19 protein-coding genes are annotated in these 19,003 nt (G+C 59.7%); 4 read left to right on the forward strand and 15 right to left on the reverse strand.

The genetic code is table 11. The annotated features are described in order from the left end of the window. Nucleotides 1-1,014: a porphobilinogen synthase gene (hemB, locus tag QMK58_RS28620; RefSeq protein ID WP_053163727.1), complete on the reverse strand. Its 1,014-nt coding sequence runs from the start codon at nucleotides 1,012-1,014 to the stop codon at nucleotides 1-3. A gap of 207 nt (nucleotides 1,015-1,221) precedes the next feature. Here hemB and QMK58_RS28625 point away from each other — a divergent pair, with 207 nt between their 5' ends. Continuing rightward, the gene (locus tag QMK58_RS28625; protein ID WP_053163729.1) at nucleotides 1,222-1,854 is read left to right on the forward strand and encodes a DedA family protein; all 633 of its coding nucleotides are present in this window, start codon (nucleotides 1,222-1,224) and stop codon (nucleotides 1,852-1,854) included. Here the strand turns inward: QMK58_RS28625 and QMK58_RS28630 are convergent. Further along, a complete protein-coding gene (locus QMK58_RS28630) occupies nucleotides 1,835-3,070 on the reverse strand; it encodes a sterol desaturase family protein (RefSeq protein WP_320395718.1) in 1,236 nt (411 codons plus the stop codon). The genes QMK58_RS28625 and QMK58_RS28630 overlap by 20 nt on opposite strands. Before the next feature lie 115 nt (nucleotides 3,071-3,185). Between QMK58_RS28630 and elbB the strand changes: the two genes are divergently transcribed. Continuing rightward, nucleotides 3,186-3,854, forward strand: coding sequence for an isoprenoid biosynthesis glyoxalase ElbB (elbB, locus tag QMK58_RS28635; protein WP_320395719.1), 669 nt, complete (start codon nucleotides 3,186-3,188; stop codon nucleotides 3,852-3,854). Nucleotides 3,855-3,940: 86 nt separating this feature from the next. Here elbB and QMK58_RS28640 read toward each other — a convergent pair whose 3' ends face one another. The 5 genes from QMK58_RS28640 to QMK58_RS28660 form a co-directional block, all read right to left on the reverse strand. After that, nucleotides 3,941-4,396, reverse strand: a complete 456-nt coding sequence (locus tag QMK58_RS28640; RefSeq protein WP_053163735.1) for a YaiI/YqxD family protein — start codon at nucleotides 4,394-4,396, stop codon at nucleotides 3,941-3,943. Nucleotides 4,397-4,501: 105 nt separating this feature from the next. Beyond that, nucleotides 4,502-6,397, reverse strand: coding sequence for a cytochrome c/FTR1 family iron permease (locus QMK58_RS28645; RefSeq protein WP_320395720.1), 1,896 nt, complete (start codon nucleotides 6,395-6,397; stop codon nucleotides 4,502-4,504). Between the two features lie 149 nt (nucleotides 6,398-6,546). Further along, nucleotides 6,547-7,179 (reverse strand): homoserine/homoserine lactone efflux protein, encoded by a 633-nt coding sequence (rhtB, locus tag QMK58_RS28650; RefSeq protein WP_053163739.1) that lies wholly within the window; start codon nucleotides 7,177-7,179, stop codon nucleotides 6,547-6,549. Between the two features lie 182 nt (nucleotides 7,180-7,361). Continuing rightward, on the reverse strand, nucleotides 7,362-7,943 hold the full coding sequence (locus tag QMK58_RS28655) for a mechanosensitive ion channel family protein (protein ID WP_320395721.1): 582 nt from the start codon (nucleotides 7,941-7,943) through the stop codon (nucleotides 7,362-7,364). Beyond that, nucleotides 7,943-9,853 carry an ATP-binding cassette domain-containing protein gene (locus tag QMK58_RS28660; protein WP_053163743.1) on the reverse strand — a complete coding sequence of 637 codons (1,911 nt, stop codon included), beginning with the start codon at nucleotides 9,851-9,853 and terminating at the stop codon, nucleotides 7,943-7,945. The genes QMK58_RS28655 and QMK58_RS28660 overlap by 1 nt, the downstream gene beginning before the upstream one ends. Before the next feature lie 50 nt (nucleotides 9,854-9,903). Here QMK58_RS28660 and QMK58_RS28665 point away from each other — a divergent pair, with 50 nt between their 5' ends. Then, complete coding sequence (locus QMK58_RS28665; RefSeq protein ID WP_053163747.1) at nucleotides 9,904-10,368, forward strand: TIGR02444 family protein; 465 nt, start codon at nucleotides 9,904-9,906, stop codon at nucleotides 10,366-10,368. Here the strand turns inward: QMK58_RS28665 and QMK58_RS28670 are convergent. Then, complete coding sequence (locus QMK58_RS28670; RefSeq protein ID WP_320395722.1) at nucleotides 10,365-11,432, reverse strand: AlgP family protein; 1,068 nt, start codon at nucleotides 11,430-11,432, stop codon at nucleotides 10,365-10,367. The two genes, QMK58_RS28665 and QMK58_RS28670, sit on opposite strands and share 4 nt — an antisense overlap. A 192-nt stretch (nucleotides 11,433-11,624) precedes the next feature. Between QMK58_RS28670 and QMK58_RS28675 the strand changes: the two genes are divergently transcribed. Then, the gene (locus tag QMK58_RS28675; RefSeq protein ID WP_053163751.1) at nucleotides 11,625-12,290 is read left to right on the forward strand and encodes an FKBP-type peptidyl-prolyl cis-trans isomerase; all 666 of its coding nucleotides are present in this window, start codon (nucleotides 11,625-11,627) and stop codon (nucleotides 12,288-12,290) included. Between the two features lie 58 nt (nucleotides 12,291-12,348). Here the strand turns inward: QMK58_RS28675 and QMK58_RS28680 are convergent, their stop codons facing one another. From QMK58_RS28680 to QMK58_RS28710, 7 genes are all read right to left on the reverse strand, one after another. Continuing rightward, entirely contained in the window at nucleotides 12,349-12,807 is a 459-nt protein-coding gene (locus QMK58_RS28680; protein ID WP_053163753.1) for an Rsd/AlgQ family anti-sigma factor, read from the reverse strand. Between the two features lie 177 nt (nucleotides 12,808-12,984). Then, entirely contained in the window at nucleotides 12,985-13,536 is a 552-nt protein-coding gene (locus QMK58_RS28685) for a disulfide bond formation protein B (RefSeq protein ID WP_053163755.1), read from the reverse strand. A gap of 240 nt (nucleotides 13,537-13,776) precedes the next feature. Continuing rightward, entirely contained in the window at nucleotides 13,777-15,015 is a 1,239-nt protein-coding gene (locus QMK58_RS28690; protein WP_053163757.1) for a heme biosynthesis protein HemY, read from the reverse strand. Then, the gene (locus QMK58_RS28695; protein WP_320395723.1) at nucleotides 15,012-16,169 is read right to left on the reverse strand and encodes a uroporphyrinogen-III C-methyltransferase; all 1,158 of its coding nucleotides are present in this window, start codon (nucleotides 16,167-16,169) and stop codon (nucleotides 15,012-15,014) included. Before QMK58_RS28695 ends, QMK58_RS28690 begins: the two co-directional genes overlap by 4 nt. A gap of 16 nt (nucleotides 16,170-16,185) precedes the next feature. Beyond that, a complete protein-coding gene (locus QMK58_RS28700) occupies nucleotides 16,186-16,953 on the reverse strand; it encodes a uroporphyrinogen-III synthase (RefSeq protein WP_053163759.1) in 768 nt (255 codons plus the stop codon). Beyond that, entirely contained in the window at nucleotides 16,950-17,891 is a 942-nt protein-coding gene (gene hemC, locus QMK58_RS28705) for a hydroxymethylbilane synthase (RefSeq protein WP_053163761.1), read from the reverse strand. The genes QMK58_RS28700 and hemC overlap by 4 nt, the downstream gene beginning before the upstream one ends. A 138-nt stretch (nucleotides 17,892-18,029) precedes the next feature. Continuing rightward, nucleotides 18,030-18,776 (reverse strand): LytR/AlgR family response regulator transcription factor, encoded by a 747-nt coding sequence (locus QMK58_RS28710; RefSeq protein ID WP_053163763.1) that lies wholly within the window; start codon nucleotides 18,774-18,776, stop codon nucleotides 18,030-18,032. Nucleotides 18,777-19,003 lie beyond the last annotated feature (227 nt).

Genomic DNA, 19,003 nt, shown 5'->3' on the forward strand with positions numbered 1-19,003 from the left:
CTATTTTTGCTCTCGTAACAATTGAGCAGCACGAACGGCAAAGTACGTCAGGATGCCATCAGCCCCTGCACGTTTGAAAGCGGTCAGGGACTCTAGAATAACCCCTTCGCTCAACCAGCCATTCTGTATTGCCGCCATGTGCATGGCGTATTCGCCGCTGACTTGATAAACAAACGTCGGCACTTTGAATTCTTCTTTGACCCGGCACAGGATGTCCAGATACGGCATGCCTGGCTTGACCATGACCATGTCTGCGCCTTCTGACAAGTCCGCCGCCACTTCGTGCAGGGCTTCGTTGCTGTTGGCCGGGTCCATCTGATAGGAGGCCTTGTTGGCCTTGCCCAGGTTAAGCGCCGAACCGACCGCATCGCGGAACGGGCCGTAATAAGCACTGGCGTACTTCGCCGAGTAGGCCATGATCCGCACGTTGACGTGACCGGCCACTTCGAGCGCTTCACGGATCGCCTGGATGCGGCCGTCCATCATGTCCGACGGGGCCACCACCTGAGCGCCAGCTTCGGCGTGGGACAGCGCTTGCCTGACCAGCGCGTCGACGGTGATGTCGTTCTGCACATAGCCCTCCTCGTCGAGGATGCCGTCCTGACCGTGGGTGGTGAACGGGTCGAGTGCAACGTCGGTAATCACCCCCAGCTCAGGGAACTGCGCGCGCAAGGCACGGGTGGCGCGTTGCGCGATGCCTTCGGGGTTCCAGGCTTCGGCGGCATCCAGCGACTTGAGCTCCGCAGGGGTCACCGGGAACAGCGCCAGTGCCGGAATCCCCAGTTCGACCCACTTGGCCGCTTCTTCGAGCAACAGGTCGATGGTCAGGCGCTCCACGCCCGGCATCGAAGCCACCGCTTCACGACGGTTTTCGCCATCGAGCACAAACACCGGCAGGATCAGATCATCGACGCTCAGGACATTTTCACGAACCAGACGACGCGAAAAATCGTCTCGACGATTACGGCGCAGGCGGGTGGCGGGGAACAGACGGTTGGCGGGGGTAAAACTCACGGCAGACTCCTGAGCCCGCGCAGACGGGCGAGCGTGACAGTTATAAGCGGCCATTATGACGAACACATGACAGTTGTGCGCACCCTGTGACAGGTAGCCGCATTCCATTGTCGTTGTAGGAAATGTTCACGTCGAGACACATTTGGACACTTTCCTGAATGTGCCCGAAGGGTTAGGCTGCGCGTTCATTTCGCCAGCACCCAGACAATGCTCCAACAATTTCTGCATGACTTCGGCTATTTTGCCCTGTTCCTTGGCACGTTTTTCGAAGGCGAAACCATTCTCGTGCTCGCGGGCTTCCTCGCGTTCCGTGGATACATGGACATCAACCTGGTGGTGGTCGTGGCTTTTTGCGGCAGTTATGCCGGCGATCAGCTGTGGTACTTCCTGGGACGCAAGCACGGCCGCAAATTACTGGCCCGCAAACCTCGTTGGCAAATGATGGGTGACCGGGCGCTGGAGCATATCCGCAGACACCCGGATATCTGGGTCCTGAGTTTCCGCTTCGTTTACGGATTGCGCACCGTCATGCCGGTGGCCATCGGTCTGTCGGGTTATCCGCCGGGACGTTACCTGTTGCTGAACGGGATTGGTGCGGCAATCTGGGCCACTGCCCTCGCGGCAGCGGCCTATCACTTTGGCGCGGTACTCGAAGGCATGCTCGGCAGCGTGAAGAAGTATGAACTGTGGGTACTCGGCGCCTTGCTGGTCCTGGGCGTGGTGCTATGGCTGCGTCGGCGCTTCAAGAATGCCCGCCTGGCCAAAAAGATCTACGCCGACGAACAGGCCCTGAAAGCCGAACGAGCCAAAACCGAAGGCCCTACGACGCCAGCCGAGTGAAGCGGTTTCTACAGCAGTAGAGGCCGATTCCACTCAACAGGCTGTAACTGAGCAAGCCGACCCAACCCACGGCACTGGCTGGCCATAGTCCCACCATCGGCGCCAGCCACACCAGCGGCAGGTTCGATGCCAGTCGCAATAGCTCCAGCTTCAACGCCCACGGGCGATTCTCCAGGGCCACGCCCAGTACAAACAAGCCGAACGCCACCGCTCCCCAGCCCAACAGGAGGGCGGCGGCCGGCAAGCGCGGCTCCAGATTCATCAGGTAACTGCCCAGCGCAATGTAGGCGCAGAACTGCAACAGCACGTAGACCTGTTGACGCCCGTCCAGCGCCACTTCGAACTTGCGGAACTGGCTCAGGTCCGGCTTGTTCATGGGATATTTGGCCGCCACATCAGCCGGCCGCCAACCGGTGCGCATGAACCAGATTCGCAGCTTGTCCCAGGTATTTTCGGCACGCCGGGCGTCTGCCCATAGTTGCGCATAGAACTGCACATTCGCCCACACCGGATTCCAGCTCGCCAAGGGCGTGGTCACGCCGAAAATCACTGGTTCGTTGTCGTCTTCTTCCTGGAACGAGCCGAATAGACGGTCCCAAATAATGAACACCCCGCCGTAGTTGCGATCCATGTAGAGAGCGTTCTGTGCATGGTGAGCCCGATGATTGGATGGCGTGACGAAAAACCACTCGAACCAGCCGAGCTTGGGAATGTGCCGCGTGTGCACCCAGAACTGGTACAGCAAATTGAGCGCTGCGACACTGACGAACACAATCAACGGCACACCAACGACCGCCATCGGCAGATAGAAAATCCAGCTCAACAGAAAACCGGTGCTGGTTTGGCGCAAGGCGGTGGACAGGTTGTAGTCCTCGCTCTGGTGATGCACCGAATGGGCGGCCCAGAGGATATTGCGCTCGTGCCCCATGCGGTGCAGCCAGTAGTAGCAGAAGTCATAAAAGACGAAGGCCAATACCCAGACCCAGACGCTGTCGGCGGGCAGCTCGAACAGCGCCAGATGCTTGAGAGCGAAGGCGTAGGTCACCAACCCCACACCCTTGGTCAAAAGGCCCGTGGTGGTCGACAACACACCGGTGCTGATGCTGTTGATCGCGTCCGCCACCCGATAGTTGCTGACCCCGCGCCAACGATCGGCCAGCAATTCGACGGCAATCAGCACAAAGAAAAACGGCACCGCATACAGAATGAAGTCCATGACGCGCCCTGATCGGAATCTTGAGGACAGATGCTAGGTGTAGCCGCGAATTAACCCTATGGCAACGAGTGACAAATTAGTGGACATTTAACGCCATGAATCTGGAGAAAAGCCCATGAGCAAAAAAGTTGCAGTGATCCTTTCCGGTTGTGGCGTATACGACGGCGCCGAGATTTACGAAAGTGTGATTACCCTGTTGCGCCTGGACCAGCGTGGCGCGCAGGTGCAGTGTTTCGCACCCGATATCGCGCAATTGCATGTGATCAACCACCTGACCGGGCAAGAAATGCCCGAGTCGCGCAATGTACTGGTGGAGTCGGCGCGCATTGCCCGTGGCGAGGTCAAGGACATCCGTGAGGCAAACGCCGAAGAGTTCGACGCACTGATCGTTCCCGGCGGTTTCGGTTCGGCCAAGAACCTTTCCAATTTCGCCATCGCAGGCACCGGCTGCAGCGTTCAACCGGATGTACTGACGCTGACCGAAGCCTTTGCCGAGGCAGGCAAGCCGGTCGGCCTGATCTGCATTTCTCCGGCCCTGGCCGCAAAAATCTACGGCCCCGGTGTGACCTGTACGATCGGCAACGACACCGACACAGCCGCCGCGCTGAACAAGATGGGGGCGACCCACAAGGAATGCGCAGTGAACGACATCGTCGAGGACAAGGCGCGCAAACTGGTGACGACTCCGGCTTACATGCTGGCGCAATCGATCAGTGAAGCGGCGTCCGGGATCAACAAGCTCGTGGATCGCGTGCTGGAACTGACCCACGAAAACGACGCGTAAAAGCAAAATCAAAAGATCGCAGCCTGCGGCAGCTCCTACGGATACGCACCGATCCATTGTAGGAGCTGCCGCAGGCTGCGATCTTTTCAGATCTTACGGGTGAGCCGGGTCAGGATCCGATCCAGCGCGTTGGCAAACGCCTGCTTCTCACGCTCGCCAAACGGTGCCGGGCCACCGCTCACTTGGCCCTGTTCACGCAGATCGGTAAACAGATTACGCACCGCCAACCGATCACCCATGTTCTGCGCGTCAAACTCCTTGCCACGCGGATCCAGCGCGGCCACACCCTTCTTCACCAAACGATCGGCCAGCGGCACGTCGCTGCAAATCACCAGCTCGCCGGGAACCGCGTGTTCCACCAGATAATCATCTGCGGCATCCGGGCCGCTCGGCACTACGATCAACTTGACCAGCGCCAGACCCGGTTTGATCTGCGGTTGCCCGGCCACCAGCACCACTTCGAACTGACGCTTGAGGGCGAACTTCACTACCAGGTCCTTGGCCGCCCGGGGGCAGGCGTCGGCATCGATCCATACGCGCATCATGTTTTCCTCTGTTGAAAAGCATCGCGGGCAGACTCGCTCCCACAAGGTTAACGCTAATCCTGTGGGCGAGCCTGCTCGCGATTATGAGCGTAGCGAATGCTGTTAAGCCGTAACCCGCCGCTTCTCGGCCACCCAGCTACGACCATACAACACAACGATCGCTACGATCGCCACAGCCTGCGCACTCAGCGAATACGCATCCGCGTGAATCCCCAGCCAGTCGAACTCAATGAACGGCACCGGCCGCGTGCCGAAGATTCCGGCCTCTTGCAACGCCTTCACGCCATGCCCGGCGAACACCACCGACAACGCGCACAACAGGCCGGCGTTGATGCTGAAGAACAACGACAGCGGCAGCTTGGCCGATCCGCGCAAAATCACCCACGCCAGACCGATCAGCAGCACCAGCGCCGTAGCGCCACCGGCCAATACCGCGTTATGCCCCGCCGGACCTGCCTGCAACCACAGGGTTTCGTAGAACAGAATCACTTCAAACAACTCGCGGTACACCGAAAAAAACGCCAGGGTCGCAAAGCCGAACCGTCCGCCGCCGCCCACCAGGCTGCTCTTGATGTAGTCTTGCCAGGCCGCTGCGTGGCGACGGTCGTGCATCCACACGCCCAACCACAGCACCATGACGGCGGCGAACAATGCCGTCGCGCCTTCCAGCAACTCACGCTGTGAACCGCTGACATCGATCACATAGGCTGCCACCGCCCAGGTCGCCAAACCTGCGACCAACGCCAGGCCCCAGCCGACGTTGACGCTGCGTACCGCCGATTGTTGGCCGGTGTTGCGCAGGAACGCCAGTATCGCCGCCAGCACCAGGATCGCTTCCAGCCCTTCACGCAACAGGATCAGCAGACCGGAGATGTAGCTCAGGGACCAGCTCAAGCCATCGCCACCCAACAATCCGGCTGAGGTTTTCAGTTTTGCCTTGGCCGCATCCAGTCGCTGCTCGACTTCGTTTACCGACAAACCGTCCTGCAACGACTGACGGTAAGCCATCAAGGATTTTTCGGTGTCTTTGCGCACATTGGCATCGACATTGTCGAGGGAGCTCTCAACCAGTTCGAAGCCTTCCAGGTAAGCCGCTACCGACAGGTCATAGGCCTGATCGTGATCACCGGCACGATACGCCGCGATACTCTTGTCCAGGGTAGCGGCGGTGTAATCGAGCAATTGCGCCGGTCCACGTTTGACCTGTGGAGGCTGCGCTCTTTGGGCACGGAATGTCGCCGCTGCTTGCGGCCCTTCGGCGGCCTGCACTTCAACCGGCGTCTGACGGGACAGGTCGGCGATGTTGTAGATTTTGTCACCGTTGACCGCAGCCACTTCGGCACTGAAGCTGGCGATATAGGTCGCCAGGTCCCAGCGTTGACGATCGTCAAGCTGATCAGCAAAAGCCGGCATATCCGTCCCCTCCACGCCCTGGCCCACAGCACTGTAGATCGCGTAGAGGCTCAGGCGATCCAGACGCGAGGCATCGCGCAGATTGGATGGCGGCGGGGTCAGGCCGACACCCGCCGGGCCGTCGCCGGCACCGGTGTCACCGTGGCAGACCGAACAGTGCTGGGCATATAGCGGCGCACCGCGGGCGGGATCAGGCGTAATGATCGGGGCTTGGCTGACCTCATAGGCCACGGCCAGCTTTGCGCCCAGTTGCCGAGACTGCCGGGCTACTTCGGCGCCCTCCTGACGAGCGGCGACTGCATTTCGCAGAATGACCACGCCCTGCTCCAGAGCGGCTTTCTCCGGCTTGGCCGGCATGGCCTCGACCAAGGCCTGCAATGCCTTGATCGACTCTTGTTGGGCGCGGTAATCGGCCTCATTAATGATGCTTCCAGCCTGCACCGTGTCCGGGTAGTCCGCGCCGATGTAATCAAGCAAGTGCAACGCCTGCGGCGCGCCATCAACGGGATCGGCCAGCAATTGAAAGCTGCATGACGCAAACAGCGGCAGCAGCAGCCAGGCCAGTAAACGGGACGGCGCAATCATGAATGAATCTCAATTGGAAATACGAAGTTACATATTGTTAACGCCTGCCGGGTTTCGCTCAAGCTTTGTTAGCGATTCATCCTCACCAGGGTGCTGATTTCCAAACAAAAAAGGCGACCGTCAGGGTCGCCTTTTTTACTTGGATGTTTTTACACGGCGGCTTTTCGCAAAGTTGCCATGAAGGCCGCCGCACCGATGAACAACCCGGCGAACGTCCGGTTCATGCGCTTTTGCTGTTTCGGTGTGCGCAATAGACGTAATACTTTGGAGGCCAGGCCGGTGTAGCCGGCCATGACGATCAAGTCGACGCAGATCATGGTGACGCCGATGATCACGTACTGAATCAGCAGCGGTGCATGCGGATCGATGAACTGCGGCAGTACCGCGAGCATGAACACCAGCGCCTTGGGGTTACTGATGTTCACCAGAAAACCACGGAACACCAGGGCCAAGGGCTTGCCGATCTGGCGAACCGCTGCGTCATCGCTCATATCGCTGGGCAGCGCGCGCCATTGCTTGATCGCGAGATAGACCAGGTACGCCACGCCGAACCATTTGATCGCATGGAAGGCCGTCGCCGACGCCGTGAGAATCGCCCCGACACCGGCACCGACAATCGCAATTTGTACCGCCAGACCCAATTGCAGGCCCAAGGCGTTCCAGTAACCGCGCCAGAACCCGTATTGCAGACCGCTGGACATCGACGCAATGGCGCCGGCACCAGGGGAAAGACTGATCACCCAGCAGGCGGCAAAGAACGCCAGCCACGTTTGAAGCTCCATTGCACACCTCGACTCAGACTCGTGACAGATGTCTAAGCTAATGCGGCTTTGGGCCCATGACTACCGATTTTTTGTAGGAAAAGGGAATGCTGATGGTCGAAAACAAAGATTGCAGCCTTCGGCAGCTCCTACGGGAAAACACGTTCCAATGTAGGAGCTGCCGAAGGCTGCGATCTTGAGGGCTACTTCTCAAATCCGCTGGAAGGAAACACATCCGTCCCGCGCCAACGCCTGACCGAACGCTGAAAGAACAAGCTGTTGGGCACTTGCACCATGGCGCTGCCGGTGCCGAGTTCCTCGGCCTCGATCAATGTGGTGTAGAGCAGATTGATCGCAATCACGCGCCCTTTCACGCCCGGCTTGTCAGTGGTATCCACCAGTTCGACCTCGTCGCCCAGCCGGAACGGGCCGACGGTGAAAATCAGGATCGCGCACAGTAAATTGGAGAGCACGCTCCACATGGCGAAAAACGCCACCGCCGCGACTGCGACAAACCCCGACAACGCCGTCCAAAGCACCGTGGCCGAAACCCCGAGACGCTCCAGCACGAAAATCAATGCGCTGCCCATGATCAGCCAGCGCAGGCCACCGCGCAGCGGCATCAGCAACTGCGGCGGAAACGGATAGCGCTCGCCGAGACGGGTCAGGCATTTGGCGACGAAACGCTGGGCAACGTAGCCGGCCAGCAGGATCAACAGGATTTGTACGCCGAGCCAGATCGGCTCCACCCACATGGCGGGCAGGGGCAGCTTGAAGGCGTCCATCAGGACAGCGCCTCCAGCTCCGCCTGCATGCTTTCCAGCAGTTCGAGCGCTTCCATCCAAGACTCTTCCAACTGCGCCTCACGTACCTTCAGCCTGGCTTGTTCGGCCAGCAGGTCACGCAATTCGTTTTTGCGCGCCGGCTCGTAGATATCGCTGTCGCCGAGACTGGCATCGATCTTCGCCAGTTTTTCGTGAAGCTTGCCCAGCTCGACTTCAAGCTTGTCGGCCTCGCGCTTGTGCGGCGCCAGTTGCTGACGCAACGCAGCAGCGGCCTGACGCTGGGCTTTCTTGTCAGTCTTGTCCGGGTTGACCGGCGTGTTGCTGACCGGCGCGTTGCGCTGGCGATACTCCACCAACCAGCGGGTGTAGTCCTCGAGGTCGCCGTCGAATTCCTCAACCTTGCCGTCTGCCACCAGATAGAAATTGTCGGTGGTGCTTTTGAGCAAGTGGCGATCGTGAGAGACCACCAACACAGCACCACTGAACTCCTGCAGGGCCATGGTCAGCGCCAGGCGCATTTCCAGGTCCAGGTGGTTCGTCGGTTCGTCGAGCAGCAGCAGGTTCGGCCGGTCCCAGGCAATCAACGCCAAGGCCAGACGCGCCTTCTCGCCACCGGAGAAATTCAGCACCGGCTCATCGATCCGCGCGCCACGGAAGTCGAAACCGCCGAGGAAGTCGCGCAGGGTCTGTTCGCGCTCGGTCGGCGCCAGACGCTGCAAGTGCAGCAACGGGCTGGCCTTGGAGTCCAGAGAGTCGAGTTGATGCTGGGCGAAATAACCGACCACAGTGTTCTCGCCACGGGTCAAGCGCCCGGCCAGAGGCGAAAGCTCACCGGCAAGGTTCTTGATCAGGGTCGATTTACCGGCGCCGTTCGGACCAAGCAAACCGATCCGAGCGCCCGGCGTCAGTTGCAGCTTGACCTTTTCCAATACGGCTTTGTCGCCGTAGCCCAGGCGAGCATCGGACAGATCAATCAGCGGGCTGGAAATTTTCTGTGATTCACGGAAGACGAAATCGAACGGCGAGTCGACGTGGGCAGCGGTCAACTCTTCCATCCGCTCCAGCGCCTTGATCCGGCTCTGGGCCTGACGGGCCTTGGTGGCCTGGGCCTTGAAGCGGGCGATGTAGCTTTCCATGTGCGCACGTTGCACCTGCTGCTTCTCGTACGCCTGTTGTTGCTGGGCCAGACGTTCGGCACGGGCACGCTCGAAAGCGCTGTAGCCACCGCGGTACAAGGTGATCTTGCGCTGATCGACGTGGGCCACATGATCGACCACGGCATCGAGGAAATCCCGGTCGTGGGAAATCAGCATCAAGGTGCCGGGATAGCTCTTGAGCCACTCTTCGAGCCAGATGATGGCGTCGAGGTCCAAGTGGTTGGTCGGTTCGTCGAGGAGCAGCAGGTCCGAAGGACACATCAAGGCCTGCGCCAGGTTCAGACGCATCCTCCAGCCACCGGAGAAATCTCCTACCTGGCGATCCATCTGCTCGTTGGTGAACCCCAAACCGGCCAGCAACTTGCGGGCACGGGCATCGGCGGTGTAACCGTCGGCGCTATCGAGCTCGGAGTGCAGGCGGGCCTGAGCGGCACCGTCGTGGGCCGCTTCGGCTACTGCCAGGTCACGTTGCACCTGACGCAGGCGCAGGTCGCCATCAAGCACGTAGTCGACCGCCAGGCGTTCGAGCGTGTCGACCTCCTGGCGCATGTGGGCGATACGCCAGTCGGCCGGCAGGAAGCAATCACCAGAGTCCGGGTGCAGTTCACCCCGAAGCAGGGCGAACAGGCTCGATTTGCCGGCGCCGTTGGCACCGATGAGGCCGGCTTTCTGGCCGGCGTGCAGCGTCAGCTCGGCGTCTTCTAGCAGACGTTGCGGGCCACGCTGTAAAGTCAGGTTCTGAAGTCGAATCATAATGGCGGCGGAGTCTACCAGCTTCGCTCGCAACTGGCGCGAGTAGCACTATGTCCTCTGACCTGTGGAGCTTTTCCCTGAGCAGTTACGCCCGACCGGGCGTTGAACAGGCCTGCCTGCAATTGCAGTCGGCGGGCGTTAACGTCTGCCTGCTGCTGTGCGCTGCATGGCTGAGCCGGCGAGGAGTCGCCTGCAATGAACAGCGCTTGCAGCAACTTCGCACTGTGGCCGAGTCCTGGGACGCCGACGTGGTTCGGCCGTTACGAGCCTTGCGCACGCAGTGGAAAGCAGCGGCGTCGGAAGACGTCGATTTGCATACTTTGCGTGAACAAGTGAAGGCGCTGGAGCTGGAAGCCGAGCGACATCTGCTATTGCGACTGGAACGATCGGCACACAATTGGCCGCAGGATGAGGCGACCGATCTCTCGGCCTGGCTTGAAGGTGTGGCAGCTGGCGCCGCCCACCTGGACCGCGACGCGCTGCATCAACTGCGCGTCGCGGTAACCGGCACTTAGGAAGCGCTGGTCGGGGAGGTCACTGCTGCACTCGGAGCAGACGCCGGCGTTGGTGCTGGCGTAGCTGTCGATGGGGTGGATGCCGAGGCAGGTGCTGTGGCTGGAGCCGGAGTAGCAGGTTTGGCCACAGGTGCTGTGGCTGGCTTGGCGGCAACCGGCTTTCTCACTGCCGGCTTGGCAGCTGGTTTTGCAGCAGGCTTGGCGGCAGGTTTAGCAGCGGCGGGTTTCGCAGTAGCTGTTTTAGCGGCTGGTTTTGCCGGTGCTTTGGCAGCAGGTTTGGCCGCTGGCTTGGCAGCGGTTTTGGCCGCAACAGGTTTGGCGGCAGGCTTCGCTGCAGGTTTAGCGGCAGCGGTTCGTGCTGCTGGTTTGGCAGCAGGTTTGGCGGCCGGTTTCGCAGCAGGTTTCGCAGCGGCAGTTCGAGCAGCGGCTGGCTTGGCGGCAGAACGAGCAGCGGCAGGTTTTGCGGCCGTGGTTTTAGCCGCAGGTTTGGCGGTGCTGGCAGCGGCAGGTTTTCTTGCTGCCGGTTTTGCAGCGGGCTTGGCGGCGGCAGTTTTCGCTGCTGGTTTGGCAGCAGCAGTTTTTGCAGCGGCAGGCTTGGCCGGTGCTTTTGCAGCAGCCGGTTTGGCGGCGGCTTTCTTCGCAGGGGCCGCAGCAGGTTTGGCTGCACGCAGGGACAACGCCTTGCCGACAGCTTCTTGTACACGACCAACGCCCTGGGCCAGTTTCAGGCTTTCCTGAGCATCGCGCTTGAGTTGCAGAATGTAGGTGCGAGTTTCCGATTGACGATCCTTGAGCGCATCAAGCAACTCCTCGAGATCGCCTACTGCGCCTTTGGCCTTGGCTTGCGCCTTGGCTTTTCCAGCGGTTGCAGCGTCCTGCAATTTGGTGCGGGACTTGTGCAGTTTTTCTTGGGCTTTACCGCGTTGCTTTTCCAGTTTGGCGAGCAATTTCTCAGCATCAGCCAAGGCTTCGGAACAAGCGGTTTCCAGATGCTCGAGCAGGCTGCCCGAGAGTTGTTGGAGCAGGTGCAATGGAGTATTTACTGGCTTCTTGGTGGCCGACATGGTTTACCTCCTGGCTGAAGTGAGTGCGGCTCATACTAGACCTCTGCAGCAACCGCCGCTAGGGCATGTTGACACTATCGAAAGCGCTGTGTTGCAAAGGACGGAAAAACTTCTGCGTCGACGTAAAAGCAGTTCACCGCTGCGCGCAATCTCACTGGCATAATCGCGCGCAATTCAGGTCGGAGAGAGCCCATGTCGCGCTACTTTTTTTTATCGCTGTGCGTGTTCTTTTCTGTGGCACATGCCGCCGAAACCACGCGAGAAAATGAGGCTCACGATCTTGCTTACAGCCTGGGGGCGAGCCTGGGTGAACGCTTGCGCCAGGAGGTTCCCGACCTGCAACTTCAGGCGCTGATCGAAGGCCTGCAACAAGCCTATCAAGGCAAACCTCTGGCACTGAAAGACGAACAGATCGAACAGATCCTGACCGAGCACGAAGCCCGGATTGCCATGCAATCAGCCGAACCGCGCAGCGAGGCGGCCATGGAAAAAGAACAACGTTTTCTCGCTGAAGAAAAAGCCAGGCCGGGCGTTCATGAACTGGCGGATGGTGTATTGCTGACCGAGCTTACGGCGGGCAATGGTGCGACGGCCGGACCCAATGGCAAGGTGCAAGTGTTGTACATCGGTCGCTTGCCCGACGGCACGGTATTCGACCAGAACAACCAACCACAATGGTTCAGTCTCGACAGCGTCATTGCCGGATGGCGGAGCGCGCTGCAAAACATGCCCGTCGGTGCAAAGTGGCGACTTGTGATTCCTTCGTCTCAAGCCTACGGCGCCGACGGTGCCGGTGACGTGATCGCACCGTTCACACCACTGGTGTTCGAAGTCGAGCTTCGTGGCGCTACCAGCTGAGCGGGCATAAAAAACGGCGCGCCCTGGCGCACCGTTTTTGAGTCTCGCGTGAAGCGATTCAGGCTTGAACCGAATCGACTTCCTTGTGTGCGGTATGCAGCACTTCGATCAGGCAGTCTTCCAGTTCAAAGCGCTCGTGCAACAGTCCGCCCAGCTCCTTGAACTTCTCGGCGACACATTTGCCTTCATCGCAAAGGTCATTGAACGCGAGAAGCTTCTCGGTGATGACATCGATACGGGGATAGATCGTCTCGGCGAGTTCCAGCCCACGTTTGTCGTTGAAGGCCTTGGCCTCCCCCGTCAACTGTTCATAAATTTCGAAATGCCCGGCTGACACGTAGTCGACCAGCACGCCGCAGAACTCCTGCAAGGGCTTTCGGTTCTCGCCCAGCGCCTCAGGCTCTGCACCGAGCTTGTCGTATGCATCGATCAGCTCTTTGCGCTCCTGCAGCCAACGGTCGATCAGCAGGTGCACTCCACCCCAGCGTTCCTGAGCATTCTGACAACTTTCGAGCATGGTGATCTCTCTTCCCTTGTGGGTCAGCTGCTCTATGCCCGCTCGCCTCTTGTAACGTCGGTGGGCGGTCAGGCAGAGCGTCATCGAGCAACATAATTCCAATGACACGTGCGGGCCAGATTATGCCCGCACGACACTGGCTTCAAGGTACGCAGACGATAATGTTCATACAAGTGTTTAATCACTGATAAGCGTTCGGCGCGACGAGTCGCCGCTAAGCGGTCGTTGACAGCGGATCCGAACTCCGCGCCACACCTGCGAAACAGCCAGAATCATCATCGCAATAAACAACAGCAGGCTCCATTCCGTGATGCTTAAATCGAACAGCGTCCAGGAAATTTCCACACAGTCAGACGTACCATCGAACATCTTGCGCACAAATGACACCCAGGATGTATTGGCGTACAGGTCATTCAAATTGGTTGAGCATGCCGTTAAATGATTCAGAGGATTGCTTTGCAGCAACACCTGTCGCCATGCCGTGACAGTTCCCGCCAGGCTGCAAACAAGCGTAAGCAGCCAGTAGAGGCCATTCCCTACACGACCGGCACCATGAATTGAAGCCATCAGACAGCAGCCGGTAAAGAGTGCCAGGCAAAAGCGTTGTAACAGACACAAGCCGCAAGGCCGCAGACCAACGACATATTCCAGATAATAGGAACCGCCCAACGCCAGAGCACCGGCGATGAAAGCCATGAAAAACAAGGAGCGTGAGCGGGCCAAAATCATGGCTTTTCCGTAAAAGTTGAGACAGACAGTTACGGTAGAGGAAAGCGTGAACGCGTTTCAAGGCTGGTTGCCAGAGACACTTCACCACAGGTGTAGGGAAATCCCGACGCAGGTGAGGGGATTAAACGTAGTCCTTTGTAGGATTTTGCTGAAGACCACCCAGAAAAAGGAAACTGCCTGCATTTTGCACTTCTACAGCAGCTGGCGCGTGCCTCGCCAGTTGCTGCAAAAAGACGCGCTTCAGACGCGAACCGGCAATGGTAGCGGAGCCGCCAACAGACGCTCATCCAACAAACCGAGACCTTCCTGAAAAAGCTGATTGCTACGTTCGGCGTCACCCATTTGCGCCAGCAGGCGCGCCAATTCCGCGCAGGCTTCGGGATTGCGCTCCACGCGCAAGCTGCTTTCCAGATAGTCCCGAGCCTTGCCCCACAAACTGTTTTGCAAGCATAGCCGGCCCAAGGTCAACAGAAGGCTGGGATCCGCCGGATGATCCTTGAGCCAACCTTCGGCGGTTTGAAGCTGACGAGCCGGATCGCTGCCGCGAACCAATCCATAGAGACGCGCCAAGTGACTGTTGTAGTTGCGTTTGAGCGCGGTACGCAGGACTTCCTCGGCTTCAACCTGGGCTCCCAGTTGGCGCAACTGCTCGGCATAGGCCAGCACCAGCTGCGGCTCTTGTCGTTGTGCCGAAGTCAGCTGTTTCCAGGCACGATCGAGTGACTGTTGACCAACCGTTCCGTCCTCGTCCGTTTGCGCTGCCAGAGACAGGTTCGCACCCCAGGCCCGACGCTCCAGCTCGGCAAGTTCGGCGGCCGGCAGGACCTTATCCTTGCGCAGCTCCGGCAACAGGCGAATCACTGCCGACCAGTCGCCGCGCTGCTGGTGCAGGCGCTGCAACTGACGCAGGGCCTGCGCGTTATGCGGATGGCGTTCGCGCATCGCTTGAAGGGTGGCCAGAGCGCCTTCGGTATCGCCGCGATCAGTCTGCAATTGTGCGTGATTCAACGCGATGGCCAGTTCGGCCTGGGGTTGACGCTCAAGTGCGCGCTCCAACAGATTGTCGCTTTCCTCGTAATGCCCTTGTTCGTTTGCGGCCCGGGCAGCACCGAGATAATAAAGCAGCGGCTGGCGCTCGGCTTCAGCAGCCCGGTAGAGATGACGTTGCGCGCTGGCCCAGCGACCTTCAGCCAGATCCAGTTGACCGTGCTCAATCGCCACCTGCACCCGACGGCTGCGATTACGCCGAGACCATGGGTTGACCACGCCACTGGAGGTCATTACCAGTTCGATCAGTGCCTTTATGCCCCAGATGACCAGCCACAGCACGGCCACCAGTGCCAGGGTCGCCCACAGGCTGGACTCAAATCGGAAAGACTTGTAGGCCACCAGCACGTAGCCGGCGTGCTCGGCAATCGCCAACCCCAACGCCGCTGCGACAGCAATGGCGAGGAACACGATCACATAGAGGCGTTTCATGGCGTGGCCTCCTGCGCGGCGCTCGCGGCTGGTTTTGGCAGCGGCTTGATGGAATCCTCGGCATTCACATTGCGCCGCTCCAGATACCCTTGAACCGCACTGAGCGTGCCCGTCAGGTCAGGCGTGACCACAGTGACCGGCTGCTTGCTCAACTCAGTGACCTGCTCCAGCATGACTTTGCTTTGCGGGTTATCCGGATTGAAGTTGCCCTTGAGTACGTCCCGCGCTTCATCCAGCGCCTGGGTGTAGACTGCGGCCTGACCATTGAGCGCAGCCCATTGTGCCTGCTCCATCGCCAGGCTCAGCGCCAGGCGAACCTGACTCAGGCTCTGGCCCGCCAGCAGAGGTCGGACATTCTTGTCGGCGTTGAAGTCGATGCGGATGTAGCGCGAGATCTGATCCCACCATTGAGCCCAGCGACTGGCTCCGTCGCCATCGGCGGTCAGGCCGAGCAACGAATCGCCACGGTCTTTATATTCCGGAGCCAGCTCAGTGAGACTGATCACCTGATCACGCAGTGCCCCGATGCGCAGGAACAACCCGGTGCGATCCGGCTGTTCGGTGCTGCGCAAAGCCACCAGGGTTTTGGCCACTTGCTCGCGTGCGGCGAAGGAGCCCGGGTCATTCTGCTCGCGCAGAATTTCATCAGCGCCCTGTACCAGCGCCTGGGCGCTGCTGATGTCTTGCAAGGCGGACAGTCGCAGGCTGGCCAGACGCAACAAGTGCTCGGCCTCGGCCAGACGCCAGTCCTTGCGGCTGGCGCCCAGGACAGTTTCCAGACGCTGGTTCAAGCGCTGTTGATCGCCCTGCAGCTGAGCGACAAGTCGGCTACGCGCTTCCAGCTCATCGGCCTGAGGCAGCTCGGCCAGCCGCGCAGTCAAACGCTCTTCATTGAGTTTCAGGCTTTGCGCCTGATCGTTCAAAGCCTGAACCTGACTCAACTGCTGCTGATTATTGGCTTGCAGGTGCCGCACCTGCCAGACACCCCAGCCACCCACCGCGACACCGGCGGCGCCCAGCAGCAGCGCGACGATTGCCAGCCCATTGCCTCGGTGCTGCACTGCAGCAGGCGGCGGCATGTCATCGCCAGGTACATCAACCGGTGCATCGAGCACTGGCTGCACGTCATCTTTAGGCAAGGCTGTTTCGCTCACGTATCCATCCTTTGCATTAGAAAACGGGTACGGGATGCTCCCGTAACGCCGTCAGCAAAGCCGCGGCACTCGCGCCGCGACAATCCACAACTGTTTTGGCCCCGGCGGCACGCGCCAGCTCGGCAACCCTGGGACTTGGTACAAACAATGGCAATCGCGCCAACTGCGGCCAGGCATCGCCTGCCAATTGGTACAGGTGCTCAAAACCTTGTCCACTGCTGACCACCAGCCCGTTCAGGCGTTCCGCCTCGATCCTTGCAGGGAGTGCTGCTGGCGGATATTTCGGCAGGTCGCGGCGGTACACTTCCAGATACTCGACACTAGCACCAAGCTCACGCATACGCTCAGCCAGCAATTCGCGCCCGCCTTCCCCACGCATGATCAACACTCGCGGATCCGGGCCGGCGATAGCCTCGCGCAATTGCGCCAGCGTCAGCAAGGCCTCACTGTCATCACCTTCTGCCGGAAAGCTCACATCCAGGCCGCGGTCTTGAAGCATTTGCGCCGTCGCTGCACCCACACTGAACCACTTGATGCGCGGAAGTTGTGGCCAATGCCGATTCAATAATTCGACACCGATTCTCGCCGCCGGCTTGCTGACCACAATGACCGCACAGTATTGATCCAGCGCCTGAACCCTCAGGAGCATTGTGTCAGTGACCGCCATCGGCACGATGTCCAAAAGCGGCAGACTGCTGCTGAAAACCCCCTGCCCGGCCAGCAAGTTGCTCAGCGCCATCGATTCATCGACGGGCCGCGTCAGCAGCAAGCGCCAACCGGTCACTCGTGACCTGCCTCGCCGTAAACCGCTTTGAGGATGTCGTCGGCACCCTGACTCAGCAAGTCTTCTGCCACTTGCACACCCAGCGCCTCGGCATCGCCACGCGGAGCACGCGCTTGAGCACTGAGCAGCAGGCCACCGCCCGGATCGCCCACCAGGCCACGCAACCACACTTGCTCACCCTCAAGTACGGCGTAGCAGGCAATCGGCACCTGGCAGCCGCCATTCAAATGTTTATTGAGGGCACGTTCGGCAGTGACGCGGGTGGCAGTGTCCTGATGATGCAGCGGCGCAAGCAGCGCATGAATTGCGCTGTCAGCGCTGCGGCATTCAATGCCCACTGCGCCTTGGCCACCGGCCGGCAGGCTGTCATCGACACTGATGGTCGCGGTGATGCGGTCTTCGAAGCCCAGGCGAATCAGGCCGGCAGCCGCCAGAATGATCGCGTCGTATTCACCGGCGTCGAGCTTGGCCAGGCGAGTGTTGACATTGCCCCGCAGGAAGCGGATTTCCAGGTCCGGGCGGCGGGTCAGCAACTGAGCCTGACGGCGCAGGCTCGATGTGCCGACAATACTGCCTTGCGGCAAATCATCCAGACTGGCGTAGGTATTGGAGACAAAGGCATCGCGCGGGTCTTCACGCTCACAGATACAGAACAGACCCAGGCCTTCAGGGAAGTCCATCGGCACGTCTTTCATCGAATGCACGGCAATATCGGCTTCGTTTTCCAGGAGCGCGGTTTCCAGCTCCTTGACGAACAAACCCTTGCCGCCAATTTTCGACAGCGGCGAGTCGAGCAGCTTGTCGCCGCGACTGACCATGGGCACCAGCGTCACGAGCAGGCCCGGATGGGCCGCTTCAAGACGGGCTTTGACGTATTCGGCCTGCCACAGGGCAAGCGCACTTTTGCGGGTGGCGATGCGGATCTCGCGAGAGGACATGGATCAATCCGTACTGAATAAATGCGACGGATAATAACAGCTCAGCCAAATCCACTTTGACTTGTATCAGATACTGCGCGGCCTCCCTGGCCCCGGATGTCCGGAAATCGGGTGTTAAATACGCCTGCGGCCGGCGAATTAAAGCTGTTGCATCATTTTTCGCACGCCGGCCACATGACGCCGACTGACGATCAATGCATCGCCGTTCAGGCCTTTGAGAAACAGCTGAAAATGCCCGAGCGGTGTGCGTTGCAATCGCTCGATACGTTCACGCGCCACCAATGCATTGCGATGGATTCGCACGAAACGGTCGCCGAATTCGTCTTCGAGCGCCTTGAGCGGTTCGTCGAGCAGGACTTCGCCGGCCTCGTGACGCAAAGTCACGTACTTGTGATCGGCAATGAAGTACACCACCTGATCCAGAGGAATCAGTTCTATCCCTTTACGGGTTCTGGCGCTGATATGGCTGCGCGGGCCGCTGCCACTTTCGGCAGCAGGGCGGGTCAGGGCCGCGAGCTGGGCGCGATTGGGACGCTCGGCTCTCTTCAACGCATCATGCAATTGTTCAGTTCGCACAGGTTTCACCAGATAGCCTACGGCGCTGGCCTGTAAGGCTTCCACGGCAAATTCATCGGGGCCCGTGCAAAACACCACGGCGGGCGGGGTTTCGCGTTCGCACAGTCGCGCAGCCACTTGCAGGCCATCGAGGCCTGGCATACGAATATCGAGCAAAACGATATCCGGTTTGTGGCTGTCGATCAGTGCCAACGCCTCTTCACCATTCGTGGCGCTTGGCTCCAGGACATTGTATCCCTCCAGCTCGCCGACCATTCGGCTCAGGCGCTCGCGGGCCAAGGGTTCGTCATCAACGATCAGGACATTCATATTGCGCTGGATTCCTGCGTGAGTCTCGCACAAGGATAGCGTAGACAGGTGGAGTGACGTCCGTCACCGCGATCCACGCTAAGACTAGCGCGAGCGTCAAAAAGTGCCGCTGGTCCGGCGGCTAAATTTTCGTCTGCCGGGCAAATGGCGGCCCAGGCCCGCATCGGCGATGCACCGCCACAGGGTTTGCTGATACGCAATATGAACCCCCTCTTCTTATAGTAGTA

The organism is Pseudomonas sp. P8_241 (assembly GCF_034008315.1).
Classification (GTDB): domain Bacteria; phylum Pseudomonadota; class Gammaproteobacteria; order Pseudomonadales; family Pseudomonadaceae; genus Aquipseudomonas.

Bases quoted from the DNA above. Each gene is read 5' to 3' on its own strand.
- QMK58_RS28630 (WP_320395718.1), bottom strand. From the start codon at position 3,070: ATGGACTTCATTCTGTATGCGGTGCCGTTTTTCTTTGTGCTGATTGCC.
- QMK58_RS28680 (WP_053163753.1), bottom strand. From the start codon at position 12,807: ATGCTCGAAAGTTGTCAGAATGCTCAGGAACGCTGGGGTGGAGTGCAC.
- QMK58_RS28675 (WP_053163751.1), top strand. From the start codon at position 11,625: ATGTCGCGCTACTTTTTTTTATCGCTGTGCGTGTTCTTTTCTGTGGCA.
- QMK58_RS28665 (WP_053163747.1), top strand. From the start codon at position 9,904: ATGTCCTCTGACCTGTGGAGCTTTTCCCTGAGCAGTTACGCCCGACCG.
- hemC (WP_053163761.1), bottom strand. From the start codon at position 17,891: ATGTCCTCTCGCGAGATCCGCATCGCCACCCGCAAAAGTGCGCTTGCC.
- QMK58_RS28690 (WP_053163757.1), bottom strand. From the start codon at position 15,015: ATGAAACGCCTCTATGTGATCGTGTTCCTCGCCATTGCTGTCGCAGCG.
- QMK58_RS28710 (WP_053163763.1), bottom strand. From the start codon at position 18,776: ATGAATGTCCTGATCGTTGATGACGAACCCTTGGCCCGCGAGCGCCTG.
- QMK58_RS28655 (WP_320395721.1), bottom strand. From the start codon at position 7,943: ATGGACGCCTTCAAGCTGCCCCTGCCCGCCATGTGGGTGGAGCCGATC.
- QMK58_RS28660 (WP_053163743.1), bottom strand. From the start codon at position 9,853: ATGATTCGACTTCAGAACCTGACTTTACAGCGTGGCCCGCAACGTCTG.
- QMK58_RS28640 (WP_053163735.1), bottom strand. From the start codon at position 4,396: ATGCGCGTATGGATCGATGCCGACGCCTGCCCCCGGGCGGCCAAGGAC.
- QMK58_RS28645 (WP_320395720.1), bottom strand. From the start codon at position 6,397: ATGATTGCGCCGTCCCGTTTACTGGCCTGGCTGCTGCTGCCGCTGTTT.
- elbB (WP_320395719.1), top strand. From the start codon at position 3,186: ATGAGCAAAAAAGTTGCAGTGATCCTTTCCGGTTGTGGCGTATACGAC.
- QMK58_RS28625 (WP_053163729.1), top strand. From the start codon at position 1,222: ATGCTCCAACAATTTCTGCATGACTTCGGCTATTTTGCCCTGTTCCTT.
- rhtB (WP_053163739.1), bottom strand. From the start codon at position 7,179: ATGGAGCTTCAAACGTGGCTGGCGTTCTTTGCCGCCTGCTGGGTGATC.
- QMK58_RS28670 (WP_320395722.1), bottom strand. From the start codon at position 11,432: ATGTCGGCCACCAAGAAGCCAGTAAATACTCCATTGCACCTGCTCCAA.
- QMK58_RS28685 (WP_053163755.1), bottom strand. From the start codon at position 13,536: ATGATTTTGGCCCGCTCACGCTCCTTGTTTTTCATGGCTTTCATCGCC.